At 55.2% G+C, this 15056-nt stretch carries 15 protein-coding genes; 8 read left to right on the top strand and 7 right to left on the bottom strand.

Going from position 1 to position 15056, the window contains the following annotated elements:
* Positions 1–45: 45 nt before the first annotated feature.
* Positions 46–855, bottom strand: a complete 810-nt coding sequence (locus AC3ZPD_RS11600) for a histidinol-phosphatase (RefSeq protein WP_490984454.1) — start codon at positions 853–855, stop codon at positions 46–48.
* Between the two features lie 29 nt (positions 856–884).
* Entirely contained in the window at positions 885–1787 is a 903-nt protein-coding gene (locus AC3ZPD_RS11595; protein ID WP_490984453.1) for a LysR family transcriptional regulator, read from the bottom strand.
* 309 nt (positions 1788–2096) lie between these two features.
* Between AC3ZPD_RS11595 and AC3ZPD_RS11590 the strand changes: the two genes are divergently transcribed.
* From AC3ZPD_RS11590 to AC3ZPD_RS11565, 6 genes are all read left to right on the top strand, one after another.
* The gene (locus AC3ZPD_RS11590) at positions 2097–2552 is read left to right on the top strand and encodes a chemotaxis protein CheX (RefSeq protein WP_490984452.1); all 456 of its coding nucleotides are present in this window, start codon (positions 2097–2099) and stop codon (positions 2550–2552) included.
* An 86-nt stretch (positions 2553–2638) separates the two neighbouring features.
* Positions 2639–3412: an SDR family NAD(P)-dependent oxidoreductase gene (locus tag AC3ZPD_RS11585; RefSeq protein WP_490984451.1), complete on the top strand. Its 774-nt coding sequence runs from the start codon at positions 2639–2641 to the stop codon at positions 3410–3412.
* Positions 3413–3541: 129 nt separating this feature from the next.
* Positions 3542–4984, top strand: a complete 1443-nt coding sequence (locus AC3ZPD_RS11580) for a DEAD/DEAH box helicase (protein WP_490984450.1) — start codon at positions 3542–3544, stop codon at positions 4982–4984.
* A gap of 55 nt (positions 4985–5039) precedes the next feature.
* On the top strand, positions 5040–5789 hold the full coding sequence (locus AC3ZPD_RS11575; protein ID WP_490984449.1) for an ABC transporter ATP-binding protein: 750 nt from the start codon (positions 5040–5042) through the stop codon (positions 5787–5789).
* A complete protein-coding gene (locus tag AC3ZPD_RS11570) occupies positions 5786–7009 on the top strand; it encodes an ABC transporter permease (protein WP_490984448.1) in 1224 nt (407 codons plus the stop codon). The genes AC3ZPD_RS11575 and AC3ZPD_RS11570 overlap by 4 nt, the downstream gene beginning before the upstream one ends.
* 184 nt (positions 7010–7193) lie before the next feature.
* On the top strand, positions 7194–7757 hold the full coding sequence (locus AC3ZPD_RS11565) for a TetR family transcriptional regulator (RefSeq protein ID WP_490984447.1): 564 nt from the start codon (positions 7194–7196) through the stop codon (positions 7755–7757).
* An 83-nt stretch (positions 7758–7840) separates the two neighbouring features.
* Here the strand turns inward: AC3ZPD_RS11565 and AC3ZPD_RS11560 are convergent, their stop codons facing one another.
* The 4 genes from AC3ZPD_RS11560 to AC3ZPD_RS11545 form a co-directional block, all read right to left on the bottom strand.
* On the bottom strand, positions 7841–8302 hold the full coding sequence (locus AC3ZPD_RS11560; protein WP_490984446.1) for a hypothetical protein: 462 nt from the start codon (positions 8300–8302) through the stop codon (positions 7841–7843).
* Positions 8303–8718: 416 nt separating this feature from the next.
* Positions 8719–8847: a YjcZ family sporulation protein gene (locus AC3ZPD_RS11555; protein ID WP_490984445.1), complete on the bottom strand. Its 129-nt coding sequence runs from the start codon at positions 8845–8847 to the stop codon at positions 8719–8721.
* Positions 8848–8942: 95 nt separating this feature from the next.
* The gene (locus AC3ZPD_RS11550; RefSeq protein ID WP_490984444.1) at positions 8943–10238 is read right to left on the bottom strand and encodes an aminotransferase class I/II-fold pyridoxal phosphate-dependent enzyme; all 1296 of its coding nucleotides are present in this window, start codon (positions 10236–10238) and stop codon (positions 8943–8945) included.
* Positions 10239–10336: 98 nt separating this feature from the next.
* A complete protein-coding gene (locus AC3ZPD_RS11545) occupies positions 10337–10957 on the bottom strand; it encodes a pyridoxamine 5'-phosphate oxidase family protein (RefSeq protein WP_490984443.1) in 621 nt (206 codons plus the stop codon).
* 137 nt (positions 10958–11094) lie between these two features.
* Between AC3ZPD_RS11545 and AC3ZPD_RS11540 the strand changes: the two genes are divergently transcribed.
* Together AC3ZPD_RS11540 and AC3ZPD_RS11535 are read left to right on the top strand one after the other, a co-directional pair.
* A complete protein-coding gene (locus AC3ZPD_RS11540) occupies positions 11095–12960 on the top strand; it encodes an aminotransferase-like domain-containing protein (RefSeq protein WP_490984442.1) in 1866 nt (621 codons plus the stop codon).
* 52 nt (positions 12961–13012) lie between these two features.
* Positions 13013–13804, top strand: coding sequence for a helix-turn-helix domain-containing protein (locus tag AC3ZPD_RS11535; protein ID WP_490984441.1), 792 nt, complete (start codon positions 13013–13015; stop codon positions 13802–13804).
* Between the two features lie 419 nt (positions 13805–14223).
* Here the strand turns inward: AC3ZPD_RS11535 and asd are convergent, their stop codons facing one another.
* Positions 14224–15015, bottom strand: coding sequence for an archaetidylserine decarboxylase (gene asd, locus AC3ZPD_RS11530; protein ID WP_490984440.1), 792 nt, complete (start codon positions 15013–15015; stop codon positions 14224–14226).
* Between the last annotated feature and the right edge of the window lie 41 nt (positions 15016–15056).

Below are 15056 nucleotides of genomic sequence, written 5' to 3'. Positions count from 1 at the left end.
AACAGATCGAGGCAGGGCTCTTTGTTTTGTGTGCAGCCCGAAGTTTTACAGGGCTACCGTCTGCTTCTGCTTTTCTTTGTAATATACCCAGCTGGTAAAGCCGATTTCCTTCAGCCTTGCGGCTACCTGCTCCCATTCGTCCCCGACTCGGGAAGGCTTATGGGCGTCCGAGCCGAAGGTGACTTCTACGCCGTAGTGCAGAGCCCGCTCCAGAATGGCGTCGGAAGGGTACCAGCCGCCGCTGAGTTTGGTTTTGCCGGAGGTGTTGATTTCGATGGATACCCCGCATTCGGCAATCGTTTTTAAGGTATCCTCGATCGCTTGCTCGGCCGGAATATCCGAAAACGCCGGATAGTTCCCTTTCATCGCGTCGATATGCCCGAGAATCTGAAACATGCCGCTGCGCGCCGACTGGCGGATCAGATCGTAATAATTTTCCTTGTGAACGATCTGCTTGGCGGGCGTTAAATTTCTCCATCTGGATTTATTAAAGATACTGGTATTATCACTGCTGTGTACGGAACCGATAATATAATCAAAGGGATAAGCAGCCAGCGTGGACTGATATAGAGAAGCATGCTCCGGAAAGAAATCGGACTCGATTCCGAGCAGCACGTCGATTCGGCCCTCGTATTCCTTTTTTAGCTTCAACACTTCGTCTACATAAGACTTAAGTTCCTGTTTGCCCATGGCAATGCGGGGAAAAGGCTGCTCTTCGGCACTGCCGAAATAAGGCGTATGATCGCTGATGCCAATCACCTGAAGGCCTTCAGCTATGCCGGCTTCAATATAATCCCGGATGTTGCCGTCGGCATGGCCGCAGCGAAAATGGTGGGTATGGAGATCAAATTTCATGGCTCGTTTCCTTTCGTCATCAAAACCGGTTAATCCGCACCGGTAAATTTGGTTTCCGGCATGCCTTTCAAATCGCCAAGGAACTGCTGCATGGCCGAGTTGATGTAACGGCTGGACTTGTAGATAACGCCTACCGGATGAGTAACCTCCAGCTCTGGGATAGGAACGATCTGCAAGGTGCCGAGCCTGAGTTCTCTGGAGATGGTCTGTTTGGAAATGATTGCGGCGCCGAGGTTGATTTCGACCATCCGCTTGACTTCTTCGCTGCTCGACAGCTCCATCACCACATTGGGCTCCATGTTATTGTCCCGGAAAACCTGCTCCACAAACCGCCGTCCAACCGTATCAGGGGAGAGCAGGATCAGCGGAAGATCGCGCAGCATTTCCAGTTCGGGTTTTTCTTCTTTGGCAAGCGGATGAAGAGGCGATACGACGACCTCGAAGGTATCGTAATACAGGACGGAAGCATGAATCTGCGGGTTATGCTCGATCAGATAACCGATGCCGATATCGACCAGCCCTTGCTCGACGTTCTGGTAAATTTGGGACGAAGCCATGGATTGGATGGTCGTTTTGATCAGCGGGAACTGGTCCTGGAAATAGGAAAGGATGCGCGGCAAAATCTGGATCGCGATAGAAGTCGTGGTACCTAGGACTATATGCCCCTGAGGCGTTTGCTCCATGTCGGACAATTTCTGTTTCAGTTCTTCCACGATATCCAGTATTCGTTCTGCACGTTCCAGAAAGACCTGGCCCCTGTCGGTCAGGGTCACCGGCTGATTGCGGTCGACGAGCACGGTCTTGAATTCATCCTCAAGGCTTTTGATCTGGGCGGAGACGGCCGGCTGAGTCAGGTTGAGCAGCTCGCCGGCTTTTCGGAAGCTTTTTGTTTTTGAAATGGTGATGAGAGTTTCCAACTGGCTGATGTTCATTGTACCCCTCCTTGCATCACTACGACTCTAAACCATATGGTCCGAACCTGGGTCAGCTTTTCATAATATTATAGGGGTTAGCACGATTTGGAGCAATGGGAATCGGGAACAGGTTATTTAGCAATTTTAGATGTATGTGTACAGTGGACAAACCGGGGCAGTTTTATGCATGAAATGAATGAAAATTTATGGGTGAAATTGTTGAAAATTAATGATTTATTTCTAGTGATAAAGTATAATCAAAATAATTAAGAGCGGGACTAAGGATGCATATCGAAACAGTTCCAAGTGAAAAGGGGCGCATTTTACGTGAAAGCAGAAGTGATTAATCCTTTTTTGGAATCTGCAAGGCTTGTTCTTGAACAAGTCATTCAGGTTTCACCTTCCACCGGAAGTCTTGGCGTAAAAGAGATCGCTCCCATCCAGAATCATATTTGGATACAAGTGGGGATGACAGGCCAATTTAGCGGGAATGTCGTATTTGGCCTTCAAGAGCAGGTTGCTCTCCGGATTGTATCCGTTATGATGGGCGGCTTTGTACTGACGGAAATGGATGAAATGGGCCAAAGCGCCATTTCGGAGCTGGGCAACATGATCAGCGGCAACGCGAGCACGATTTTGTCCAATCAAGGTTATGTGGTTGATATTACTCCGCCTAAAGTCATGAAGTCGGAGGAGAACGAGCAGGCCCCGCGGATGGCGCTCTGCATTCCTCTGCATATGGATGGCATAGGCGAGTTGGATATTCAGGTCATGATCTCGTAATATAGATTCTGCAAACAGGCGGCAAGTGAAGCGGGGGCTTCAGGACGGAGGATTGCCGCCTTCTATAGCGGAAAGGATGCGAGGACATGCTTAAAGACAAGCGGGTTGTCATTACCGGCGCGTCCAGCGGGATCGGGGCTGAAATGGCCGGTCAGCTGTCGCGGCGGGGAGCCTTTGTCATCCTTGCAGCCCGAAACGGGGACAAGCTGAAGCAGGTAGCAGACGGCTTGGCCGGGCCCTTTGGCCTTGTAAAGCTGGATGTGTCTGCGGAGGATTCGGTGACCGAAGCATTTCAATATATTAAAGAGACTTACGGTTTCGTCGATTGTCTGATTAACAATGCTGGATTCGGCAGGTTTAAGACGTTCGCGGAAACCGGGCTTGATGAATTTGAAGCCATGATGAACGTTAATTATATGGGGACGGTCCGCTGCACGAAGGCTGTGCTGCCCGGGATGCTGGCAGCCGGAAGGGGACAAATCGTCAACATTGCATCCATGGCCGGAAAGCTGGCTACGGCGAAATCATCCGCGTATGCGGCAAGCAAACATGCCGTGCTCGGATTTACCGATGCCCTGCGGCAGGAGCTGCGGGGCACGGGGATTACCGTTTCTGCGGTTAACCCGGGGCCGATCGATACGCCGTTTTTGAAGGGCGCCGATCCAAGCGGGCATTATGCCCAGAATGTCGGCAGGTTTCTCCTGAAACCGGAGAAGGTCGCCAAGGCTGTTGTACAGGTCGTGGAAAGTAAAAAAGCCGAAGTGGACCTGCCATGGGCGGCGGGGTTCGGCACCAAGCTGTACCGGCTGTTTCCCCGGCTGGCCGACCGGCTGGCAGGCGGGATGATCAACAAAAAATAAGAAGGATTTGCGTAAGGCGCTTCCGGATGATCCGGGCGTCTTTTTTAGCGTTAAAAAGCAGTAGTTTGGAGCGGCAAGGAATATCGCATATAATGGAAATAACGACTTTTGGATAAAGGATGGACATACATGACAACTCAAACATTTAGGAATATCGGGGTCGCAGAGAGGCTTGCGGACCGCTTGGCCGAATTCGACATTATTTCGCCTTCACCCGTACAGGCCAGCGCCATACCGGCCGTGCTGGAAGGACACGACGTCATAGCCCAATCCCAGACCGGAACGGGGAAAACACTAGCGTACCTGCTTCCGGTCCTGCAGCGTATCGACCCTTCGCGCAAGGTGACGCAGGCGCTTATTCTTGCCCCTACGCAGGAGCTGGCGATGCAGATTTTACGCGAAAGCGAGCGTTATGCGGAAGGAACGGAGATCGAAACGCAAGCGCTGATCGGCGGCGCGGCCATCGGCCGTCAGGTGGAGCGTTTGAAACGGCATCCGCAGCTCGTGGTCGGAACGCCGGGGCGTGTCCGCGAGCTGCTTGCGAGCCGAAAGCTCAAGCTGCATGAAACGCGGATGCTGGTCATCGACGAGGTGGACCAGCTGTTCCAGCTGGGCGGGGCAGGAGATGTGGACCAGATTCTTAAGGCGTCGCTGCGCGACCGACAGCTTCTGTTCCTGTCCGCTACCGTAACGGACGAAATTCGTGCTTTGGCAGCCCGTGAGATGAAAGACCCGGTGGAGATCGGCATCGAGCCGGAGCAGCGGACTTCGGCCACGCTGGAGCATTTGTATTTCGTCTGCGAGCAGCGGGACAAAATCGACCTGGTGCGAAGAATCGTCCGTACTTATGACGAACCGAAGGTGCTTGTGTTCGTTAACCAAATTGACTCGATCGGCGAAATCGAAGCGAAGCTGAATTACGTGGGGCTGAACGCGGGAGCCCTTTACGGGGATGCGGACAAAACCTCCCGCAGCCTGACGCTGCGCAGGTTCCGCGACGGCGAATACCGCGTGCTGGTCGCGAGCGACGTGGCCGCGCGCGGGCTGGATATCGAGCAGCTGGGCATGGTCATTCATCTGGATCCGGCTACGGATTCGGAAAATTATGTGCACCGCGCGGGGCGGACGGGCCGTATGGGACGGCATGGCTTGTCCATCACGATCGTTTCGCCGCAGGAGACGTTTATCGTCCGCAAGTTTGCCCGGGAGCTGGGCATTACGTTCGGGCTGCGGGGTTTGGTAGGCGGACGGATCACGACGCCTAGAGAGGAAGCCCGGCCGCACCGCAGGGAAATCAAGCCGCTGCGGGATTCGGAAGCGGAGAGCAGAGGACGCCGGGGCGAAAGCGGACCCGGATCGCGCGGTTTTTCCGGCAGAAACGGGGACACGGAGAGCTACAGAGGCGCGGAGCCGGGCCGGGGAACGGCAAGACCGAAATCGCCGTCCGCCCGGAAAGCGGGCGCCAAGTCTCCGGCTGCTAAACCAGCCGGAGAACGAAAGCTCGACCGGCACCGCGATCGCAAAAACAAAGGGGCTCCGAGATGGCTAAAAGATAAACAGCCCAGGGATTGATTGATTTTTACGGTAATTCATTTATAGCAAGAAATTCGAAAGGGAGGCCACTGCCTTGACGCAAAATCCGGTTTTGGAAATTGAAGCCTTAAGCGGCGGTTACAACCTGAACCGACCCGTGCTGCATGACATCGGCATGAAGGTGATGCCGGGGGAAATGGTGGGACTGATCGGTCTAAACGGAGCGGGAAAAAGCACCACGATGAAGCACATTTTGGGTCTCATGAATCCGCAAAAAGGCGAAATCCGGGTGAACGGAGCGACCCGTGCCCGGAATCTGGAGCAGTATCAGGGAGCGCTGGCTTTCGTGCCGGAATCTCCGCTTTTATATGAGGAAATGACCGTCCGCGAGCATCTGGAATTTACGGCCCGGGCTTACGGGGTAGAGCGCAGCGATTACGAAGCCCGTGCGGCCGAGTTGTCCCGGCTGTTCCGGATGGAGGATAAAATGGACAGCTTGTCCGTGCATTTGTCCAAAGGGATGAAACAAAAGGTCATGATCATGTGCGCTTTCGTGGCCAGACCAAAGCTGTACATTATCGACGAGCCTTTTCTGGGCCTGGATCCGCTCGGCATCCGTTCGCTGCTTGATTTTATGATGAAGCTGCGCAGCGAAGGCGCGTCCATCCTGCTGAGCTCTCATATTTTATCTACGATTGAAAACTACTGCGACCGTTTCGTCATCCTTCATCAAGGGCGGATTATTACGCAAGGAACGCTTGATGAAATCGCTTCGGCGGCAGGCATGCAGGGACAGCCGCTCGAGCAGATTTTTTATTCGCTGGTGCAGGACGGAAACGCATGATGAACCTTCTTGAGCTCCGGCGGAAAAGAAGCGGTCAGTTCTGGGGCGGGATCGTTCCCTATCTCGGGTATGTGCTGCAGAGCGGTGTGGCCGTCTTGTTCCTGTTCTGCCTCATCGCGTTTGCCGCATGGTATACGGCCTTTATCCGGAATTTGCCGGAAGGGCTGCCGATCCGCTGGATCGCGCTGGTACTGCTGGCTCCGTTCGTGATCGGCGGCGGCTTCCGCACCTTCCTGCAGCCGGCCGATACGGTGTTCCTGCTGCCGCAGGAGCCGCGGATGATCCGCTATTTTGCGCCTGCATGGCGGGGAGCTATCATTCGCAAATATGTGATTTCTGCTCTTATTCTGGTTACTTTCTGGCCTCTCTACATAACGGCTGAGGATCAGGCGAAGCCGTTCGGCTGGACGGCGCTGCTGCTGGCGGTATGGGCGCTTGTGGCCAGCTTTGGCAGCTGGCGCGAGCTGACGTTTGTGTCCCGGCGGGCAGCCGGATCCTATCGTCTGCTGCGCTGGGCAGCCGGCGTTCTGGCGCTGGCCGCCTGGTTCTGGCATCCGGCCGGCAAAGCGCTGCTGTTCATCGTGATACTGGCTGCGGCTTACGCGGCTTCGCTGCTGCTTCCTGCAAGGCTGCGCGTGCCCTGGGAGATCCTGATCGCAGCGGAGAAAAATCAGGCCGCCCGCGCCATGACGGTGCTCGGCTGGTTCGTCGAGGTGCCGGGCCGCGAGCAGCGGGTGCGTACCCGCCGCTGGCTGTCGGGCTGGGGAAGCCGGATTCCGTGGGAACCCGGACAGGCTTACCGCTATTTGCTGACCAAAAGTTTTATCCGCAGCGACATGTTTATGATCGTGCTGCGCGTGGCTGTGGTCGGCGCGCTGCTCGCTTACCTCAGCGGACAAAACCTGATGGGCGGCGCAGTTTATCTCTTTTTTGTTTTTGTTGTGGGAGTTCAGCTGTCCGAGCTGCGCAGGGTCCACAGCGAGTCGTTTTGGCTGAGCCTTTATCCGGTTCCGGCGGGCAGCCGCAAAACCAATGCCGTCCGTTTGATTTTCCGGATTCAATGGGTATACGCCCTGCTGATGTGGCTTGCTTTTATCCCTTCGCTTGTTGACGGGGAGCTGCCTCAGGCGGTGTATTTCCTTGTCGGGGGTCTGGCGATCGCTTTCCTGCAGCGGTTATATGGATCGAAAACGAAAAAAGGCGAGGAAGAAGACGAATAGAAACCAAAAAGGAATCAAAAAGAAACCGAATAGAAACCGAAAGAGGCGGAGTGCTCCGCCTTTTTTTATTTTGGAGCGGTTTAATCCTAACTAACGGGTTTGTAAAAAGATTTATTTATGTGCTATAGTTAGCACGATTGGCTAGCGCAGGTTTCGAGAAGTTTTTGGTTTGGAGGGACATCCTTTGAGAAATGCGGAAGCAACTAAAGAACGGATCCTAGAGGCGGCAATGGAGGAATTTTCTTCTTACGGCATTGCGGGGGCACGGGTCGACCGGATCGCCAAAAATGCCGGCTGCAATAAAAATATGATCTATATTTATTTTGAAAATAAAGAAACGCTTTTTACGACGGTGCTGCAGAAAAATTTGACGCGGGTGTATGAAGAAATCACCTTTTCGTCCGACGATCTCCCCGGTTACGCCGGAAGGGTTTTTGATTTTGTCATGGAAAATCCCGACTTGTTCCGGTTAATGACCTGGTATGGGCTGGAACAAAAAAACGTAAATCTGACGGAACGCGCTTCGGTCCAGCAGAAGAAAGTCAAAGAGCTGCTGGAGGCGCAGCAAGCCGGGACGGTGGGGAAAACCTTCACTCCGGGGTTTATCCTGACGGCGATTATGGCTTTGACTACTTCCTTTATCTCCAGCAATCCGTTTGGCCCTTCGTATGATCCGGAAGCCATGAACACCCCGGATCAAACCCGGGAGGCTATTGTAAAGGCGGTCAGCCTGATGGTAAACGGATAACAGCAAACTAGGACGCGCCAATCCGGCCTGAAAAGCGGAAAGGTCCCCAAGCTGCGAAGCAGCAGGGGACCTTGTTTGTTTTGTTAGAAAGAAAAGTAGGACTGCGAGCAGTCAAACAGCAGGTTCCGTTCGAAGCCTGACGGGTTTCCAGTCGTTTGAGACTCCGGGTTATGGAGCCTGCCGGCCAAATCGGTCAAAGCGGCTTCCGCCAGCCTGCGGCGGGCGATGCCCCATTCATCACGGCTGGCCTGGACGTAACGCAGCGCTTCAGGAACGCTGCCTTTTTTCAGGTTTTTATAGACAGAAGCAAAACGGACCAGATCAAAATTCGGATGGACTCCCGGCAGGTGAAGCTCAGCCCGGCCGTTTACGCCGCCGCAGGTGATCTGCAGCAGGACAAATACTTCATCGGTCCCAATCGGATACATCGTTTCCGCAACAAAATTCCGGTCGTAACGGAAAATTTCGATTTGGCCGATTTTGTTTACCGATAAACGGTTAACGTATTCGTCCAGCCTAGGCGGGGGTTCCATTTTATTAATCATTTTGATCAGATCTCCTTTAACAGTTTGGTAGTATAGTCTGCCGCAGCAAGACGGCAAAGGCTTCGGCACAAAAAAAGCCCCGGCGGGGAATGCTCCTAGCTCTAGCTCCCGCACAGGCGCAGCATGTGGATCAGATGTTTTAAAACGACAATTTGGATTATGTCATGAAGTGCAGCGAATGTAAAATGCAAATTTGGACTTGATTAGCTGAATTCAGCGGTTATCAGGAAATTTTCCGGTCTAAATGGGGGGATATATTTTTATTGCATGGAATATCTCGTCTATTCGGGGAATTACGCCGATTATGGTCTGTAAATAACAGGATTAGCGGAAAAACAAAAGGCAGACGGGCTTCAGCCCGGTCTGCCTGCTGTTAGCTGCCCGAATCCGGGCAGTCTTGATTTCAAGAAAGGAAATTAGAGGATGAATGCACGGCTGATGATGACGAGCAGGATGAACAATACAAGGATTGCACCTGTGCTTGTGAATCCGCCGTAACCCAAACCGCCGCCGTAACCGCCTCTAGTATCTTCTACTCCGTTCATTTGCCATTCCCCTTTCAAGTGTTGTTGTCACTTACAGGAGTATCATATGAGCGGAGGGGCGAAGCGGTATGGGCCTTTGCCGCCCGATTAAAATTTTATCGATTTTGCAGATCCTGCACGCCCCGGTAAACCAGATCGAACAGGTCTTCCAGGTTTTCTTCCGCAATGCAGCTGAAGGCGATCCGCAGATCCCGCTCGCCGAGGGCGATCGTGCCGACGCCGTATTCGCGGAGCAGGTGCTGGCGGAGCGGCTCGGCTCCCACCGTTTTCAGCTTGAGGCACATGAAGTAACCGGAATTAAACGGATAATATTCCCATACATCGCCGTATTTGCCGCTGTCCAGCAGTGCCTTAACCTTGTTGGCCCGGCCTTTCATGACGGCAAACTTCGCTTCCTTCTGGGGAGCAAATTCGTCCGATTTCAAAGCCTGCAGCACAAAGGTTTGGGAAGGATGGGCCCCGCTTGAAATGGTGGCGCGAATGATGCCCAGCGTCTTCTGCTCCAGCACCGAAACGGCTTCCGGCGTGCCGGCATAAGTAATAAATCCGACGCGGAATCCCCAAACGTATTCCTCTTTGGTAGCTCCGTCAACTTTAACGGCCAGCACCCGCGGATGCAGATCGGCCAGCTTGCCGAACAGGGACTCCTGCAGGGAATCTTCGAAAAAGAGTCCGAAATAGGCATCATCGGTAACCACGACGACATTTACGCCCGCCTCGGCGGCTTCCTTGATGGCGGCTACGATCTCGTCGCCTTCCTGAGCCCCGGGCGTATAGCCGGTCGGATTATTCGGGAAGTTGAGAACCACAACCGCTTTGCCGCCGGCCGGTACGGCCAGAAGGGCTTCCCGCAAACCTATGCTGTTAAACTTCATCTCTTCCGTAAACAGCTCGTAATTCACGATTTGCGCATGACGGCGGATGCCGAAGGTCAGCTCGTAATTTTCCCAGTTTTTATCGGGGTAAATCACGGCATCTCCTTCTCCGACAAACAAATCCGCCACGATGCTGAGCCCGTGGGTCAAGGCGTTGGTCACGATCGGCTGTCCGAAGGACTTGCCCGCCAGGGACGGGTTTTCCTTCAGCATTTTATCCCGCCACACGGAGCGCAGCTCGGGTTTGCCGGCAGGAGGGGCGTAAGGATACAAATCCTGCGGTTTGTAGGCCGATAGCGTGTCCTGAATGACAGCCAGGTGCATAGGTCCGCCGTTTTCCGTGGCGATGCCGATGGTGGCGTTATATTTTTTGGCTTGGCTGGAAGCTTCCGCCGATTGACTTAAGATCCCTTCCTTAGGGAAATAAATTTCGCGACCGAGCCCGGACAACATTTCATATACATAAGGACTGTCTGCTTTCAGGCGGTCGTTCAGCTGTGACGCAAGAGGGTTCATCACTTTCCATCCTTCCAACTTCGTAATTGGTCCTGAATTTTCGTTTTGACTGCCTAACATTATAACATCAGGCCAGGCAAGCGTCACGGACCAATCCTTCAATTTTCGCGGTGGTAGGGACAATATTTTTGCATCAGTCCGGCCGTTTCCAAATCTTCCGCTTGTCCACGGGCCTTAAGGCCTGCCGTGACCGCCGCACGCTCTTGCTCCTTCAGGTTTTGCCCGAATTTGAACTTCGCCGACAGCGAGGAGGGGACCAGCTTGTAGACGGAAACGGCTTTGAGCCGGCCGGTATACCGCGGATCGGCCGCGTCGATCGGTTCATAACCGCCTTCAGGCTGGAGTTTTTGCATAAACAGCGAAAGGGCCTGCGCTTTTTCCGCCGGATCCTGCACCAACTCGGAAATCCCTTCAGCCATTACGCTTTTGAAATAGGAGGTGGCCGGACAAGCCAGCTCGGGGTCGGTGAAATAAGAAGGAATCAGCGCGTATTCTCTGGCGACGGTGAAGCTGACCCGGTGGTCGGCTTTCATCTGTTTCATCTTCTCTCCGGCAAGGCTGCCATGAAAATAAAAAACGCCGTTCCCGTAAACAAAATTAAGCGGCGTTACCCGGCAGGCGCCGTCTCCAGACAGCGTCCCGAGAAATCCGAAACTCATGTCCGCCAGAAAAGCTTCGATCTCTTCGGCTTCTTCAACCTGAAATTCTTGCCTTCTCATAGGATTACCCCTTCCAAACCCGGCAGTTCCGGTTAATAGAGTTTAAGCATATAAGAGCGATTGACATTAAAAAAGAACCAATTTAGATTCATTTTATTAGTCCAATTTTTTGGGGAAGCAGAGGAGGAGCAAGCCTGATGTCCGATTTTACACTGCCTTTGGAAAAAATGCTGGCCGTCTACCGTTATAAGTATCTGGCCCTTTATCAGGCTATTCGCGGCAAAATCCGGGACGGCTCCTTGCCGGCAGGAACCAGGCTGCCCGCTTCGAGGGAGCTGGCCGATATGTATGGCTTGTCGAGAGGCAGCGTCTCCCAGGCTTACGATATGCTGCTGGCCGAAGGCTACGTTTACGCCAAGGTGGGGAAGGGGACCTTTGTGGCGTCCCGTTATGCCGGCGGAACGACGGACGCGGCAGGCGGCAGGAGCGGCGGCTTGGAAGGAGGCAAAGAAAGCGGGAAGGAGAGTGGGAAGAAGAGTGGGAGTGAAGCTGGGAAGGAAAACCCCGGGGGTGGGCTTCCCGCAGAACCCGGGGAGCGAAGCTGCGGAGAACCCGGCAATGGCCATACGGCAGACCGTAGGACGTCAACTGCCGGGGCGGAACCGGATGCTGGAGCTGGGACCGAGGCCGAAACCGGTGGCCGCAAGCCGGCGGAGCTTTGGTTGTCGCCCTGGGCCCAAAGACTGCAGCGGCTGTCGGATGGGGGAGAGTCCTCGGGCCGGAGGACGGAGGCAGAGATCGGAACGGGCGAGACGTCCGGAGCCTTCGGAGCGGCCGGCGTTCCAGCCGGGCGAGCAGGGAAGGCGGAGGGGAAGTTGGGCGGAACCGAGGAAACCGGAGGTTTCGGCCCTGGCGCGCACGGCGGGAAAAGCGAGGATGAGCGGAGCACGGAACCCGCCGGACCGGCGGCGGGTTCCGTGCGAACGATTTCGTTCGCGAGCGGCCTGAGGCTGCCGCCGGCGGAATTTCCGCACGCGGCGTGGCGCAGCGCGCTGACGAAGGCGTCCGCCGAGGCTTACGACGGCGCGGCGGATGCCTTTGGCGATGCGGGGCTCCGGGCCGCGATTGCGGCCCATCTTCGCGCCAGCCGCGGCATCGCCGCAGACCCTGCATCGATCTGCTGCTTCAGCGGATCGATGCAGGCCATCGCGCTCCTGAGCCAGCTGCTGCTGGGCGAAGGAGCGCGGGCCGTGGCCGAGGATCCCGGGTACCCCGGGATCCGGCTGGCCGCCGCCGCTGCCGGGGCGGCGGTGATCCCGGCCGAGGTGGACGGCCGGGGGCTTGTCCCGCGCGACTGGGACGCGCAGGTCCTGTTTGCGACGCCGGGCCGGCAGTTCCCGACCGGCGCGGTGCTGGCGCCGGAGCGGCGGCGCGAGCTGCTGGCCTGGGCCGAAAAGCGGAACGCGGTCATCGTCGAAGACGATTTCGACAGCGAGTTCCGCTGGGCCGGCCAGCCGATGGAGCCGCTCATGGCGCAGGACCGGGGTGAACGGGTCATCTTCGTCGGCACGTTCACCAAAACGCTGTTCCCCGCGCTGCGCATCGGTTACGCGGTGCTGCCCCCGCCGCTCGTGGAGCCCGTGCGGCGGGCTAAAGCGCTGTTCGAGCCTTCATCGCCGGCTCTCCTGGAGCAGCGCACGCTGGCCCGCTTTATGGCGCGGGGCGACTACGACAAACATTTGCGCCGCATGCGCCGGATTTACGGCGCGCGTTATGAGGTGTTTCGCCGGGAGCTGGACGATCAGCTCGGCGGCCTGTTTGCGCCGCTGCCGCTGCACAGCGGTCTCCACGTTTATGCCCGATGGCGGCGGAGCGAGCAGGACTATCGCCGCTTTGAGGCTGGCTGTGCCCGGGAAGGCGTAAGCTTCCGGAACGTGGATGAGTATTGGAAGGGGCCGCATAAGGCCGCGGCCTGCTTCTTTTTCGCCCATTTGACGCCGGAAGAGATTGCCGAAGGAGTTGGCCGGATGCAGGCTGCCGGAAGCAAAATTTGGGAGAGATAGCGTTTACGTAGTATAATAGCTAGCAAAACGTTATTTTCAAGGAGGAAGAAACATGCTGAAGACTTCTCCTTCCTCTTTTGTGCTGAAACGGGCCTTCGCCAAAATCGTGTGCGAGCCCGGCTGGAAATGGCAGAAGCGGGAGAAGCCGCTGGAGAATTTTGATCTGTTTTATGTATGGAGCGGAGAAGGGACGCTGATCCTGAACGACCGTCCGACGCCGATCGGCAAAGGCAGCTGTTTTCTTTTCCGGCCCGGGGATCACACCAGCGCGACGCATAATCCGCAGAAGCCGCTTGTGCTGACTTACATTCATTTCGATGTCAAAGACCCTCTCGAGGAGATCCCGTCCCCGTACCGGAAGCTCGAGGAGACGTTTGATTTCGAATTTATGCTTTCCAGATACGTGAGGCTGTTTCTGAACCAGGATACGTACGGAGCCGAGGAAGAAGCGCGGCTGCTGCTGAAGCAGATGATGATTTACCTGCTCCGCGAGGAACGCCATGTGCCGGTGCCCCAGGCCGCCGTCAGCCATCATCTGGACGAAGCGATCCAGGAGGTCGCCAACTACGTGCTCCAGCATCCGGGACTGCCGCACAGGACCAAGGATCTGGCGGCCCGTGCCGGGCTTTCGCCGCGTTATTTTTCGATTAAATTCAAAGAGATTACGGGTTCGCCCGTTCAGTCCTATATTATAAAATGCCGCATCGACCGTGCCCGGCATCTGCTGCTGCATGCGGGCATGAACGTGACCGAGGTGGCCGAAGCGCTTGGTTACCGGGATATCTTTTTCTTCAGCCGCCAGTTCAAGCAGTATACGGGCAAAAGCCCCTCGGAGATCCGCTGAACGCCGTCAGGGTTCAAAGGGAAGGAAACCGGGGTAATCATCTTTAATTCTTTTTGTTTGACCCGGAAAACCGGCCTGAAAGGAGGTGAGCTTCATGAGCAGAAGACGGCGGATGCGCAGCAGGGGATTTGCGGGCAGATCAAGTTTATTCAGAAACCGTCTGCGCCGTTTGAAGGCGGCCGAACAGGAAATTTCCTGGTTCTAATGTAATTCCCATACTTAGCTCTAATCGCGATTGTCCATATATCATAGAAAAAGCAGCCTCCGCGCGGTGCGGAAGCTGCTTTTTTGCTGCTTCTATCCTTTCATCGTTTGATTCCTTGGAATTTTCCATCTGCGATTGCGATGAAAGGTTTGCGTGATGGGCCCCGCTCCGTTGGCGCAGGCGTGCAGGCTATGCGTGCAGGCTATTCAGCTGTTTAGCTTTTCTTGCGAAAATAGCCCAGCAGCTGCCCCATCTTGACGGTCGTACCCGGTTTCAGGGTTTCCAGCGGATCGAAGGTGCCGCTTTCCGTAAGCACGACAACCGTGGAGCCGAACTCGAAATAAGCGAGATCGTCTCCGCGTTCCCAGACTTTGGCGGCCGGATCGGTATACCGGATGCTGCTCACGTTCATGGCGCCGACCTTCACAACCGCGACCTCGCCTGGGCGATGGTCGATGTAGGTGATAAGCCGCTCATTGCGCGTCAGCACGGATTTCATATGCGTCATGCCAAAATCGTTAACGGGATAAACCTTTCCCTTGATATGTTCGCTTTCCAGCTTGGTCCCGGCTACGGGCGCGTGGATCCGGTGATAGTCGGTAGGGCTTAAATACAGCACGAAGAAAAAACCGTGTTTGTATTTCTCCAGCCTCGGCGATCTGTTAAGCAGATCGGCAATCGTATAATTTTGCCCTTTCACGTTCAGAAGCGTCCCCGCTTCTATGGGGCCCATGGCCGTAATCAAAGAATCGACGGGACTGACGAGCGCGTCCGGCTCCCCGTGTACGGGGCGCATGCCCGGCTTTAAACGGCGCGTGAAAAATTCATTCAGCGTCCGGTATTCGGCAAGCTCTTTCTCCGCCTCGTGCAGAGGAATGTCGTACATTTTAGCAAATAAAGGAATGAATGGACGGCTGGCGGCCGACCTGGAAAAATGCCCGGTTATGGCGGCAATCCATTTTCGTGAAGAAAGCTCCGTAAAAAACCGCATCATGGTTTGAGCCATAAGCTGCTCCTTTCTAAATTCCGTTCCGCCGGCTGCGGAAA

Source organism: Paenibacillus mobilis, assembly GCF_058267595.1.
Note: the sequence above shows the minus strand (reverse complement) of the source record. Positions and strands in the feature narration are given on the sequence as shown.

Excerpts from the sequence above, each read along its gene's own strand:
- AC3ZPD_RS11600 (WP_490984454.1), bottom strand. The coding sequence starts at position 855 with ATGAAATTTGATCTCCATACCCACCATTTTCGCTGCGGCCATGCCGAC.
- AC3ZPD_RS11595 (WP_490984453.1), bottom strand. The coding sequence starts at position 1,787 with ATGAACATCAGCCAGTTGGAAACTCTCATCACCATTTCAAAAACAAAA.
- AC3ZPD_RS11585 (WP_490984451.1), top strand. The coding sequence starts at position 2,639 with ATGCTTAAAGACAAGCGGGTTGTCATTACCGGCGCGTCCAGCGGGATC.
- AC3ZPD_RS11580 (WP_490984450.1), top strand. The coding sequence starts at position 3,542 with ATGACAACTCAAACATTTAGGAATATCGGGGTCGCAGAGAGGCTTGCG.
- AC3ZPD_RS11570 (WP_490984448.1), top strand. The coding sequence starts at position 5,786 with ATGATGAACCTTCTTGAGCTCCGGCGGAAAAGAAGCGGTCAGTTCTGG.
- AC3ZPD_RS11560 (WP_490984446.1), bottom strand. The coding sequence starts at position 8,302 with ATGATTAATAAAATGGAACCCCCGCCTAGGCTGGACGAATACGTTAAC.
- AC3ZPD_RS11555 (WP_490984445.1), bottom strand. The coding sequence starts at position 8,847 with ATGAACGGAGTAGAAGATACTAGAGGCGGTTACGGCGGCGGTTTGGGT.
- AC3ZPD_RS11550 (WP_490984444.1), bottom strand. The coding sequence starts at position 10,238 with ATGAACCCTCTTGCGTCACAGCTGAACGACCGCCTGAAAGCAGACAGT.
- AC3ZPD_RS11545 (WP_490984443.1), bottom strand. The coding sequence starts at position 10,957 with ATGAGAAGGCAAGAATTTCAGGTTGAAGAAGCCGAAGAGATCGAAGCT.
- AC3ZPD_RS11540 (WP_490984442.1), top strand. The coding sequence starts at position 11,095 with ATGTCCGATTTTACACTGCCTTTGGAAAAAATGCTGGCCGTCTACCGT.
- AC3ZPD_RS11535 (WP_490984441.1), top strand. The coding sequence starts at position 13,013 with ATGCTGAAGACTTCTCCTTCCTCTTTTGTGCTGAAACGGGCCTTCGCC.
- asd (WP_490984440.1), bottom strand. The coding sequence starts at position 15,015 with ATGGCTCAAACCATGATGCGGTTTTTTACGGAGCTTTCTTCACGAAAA.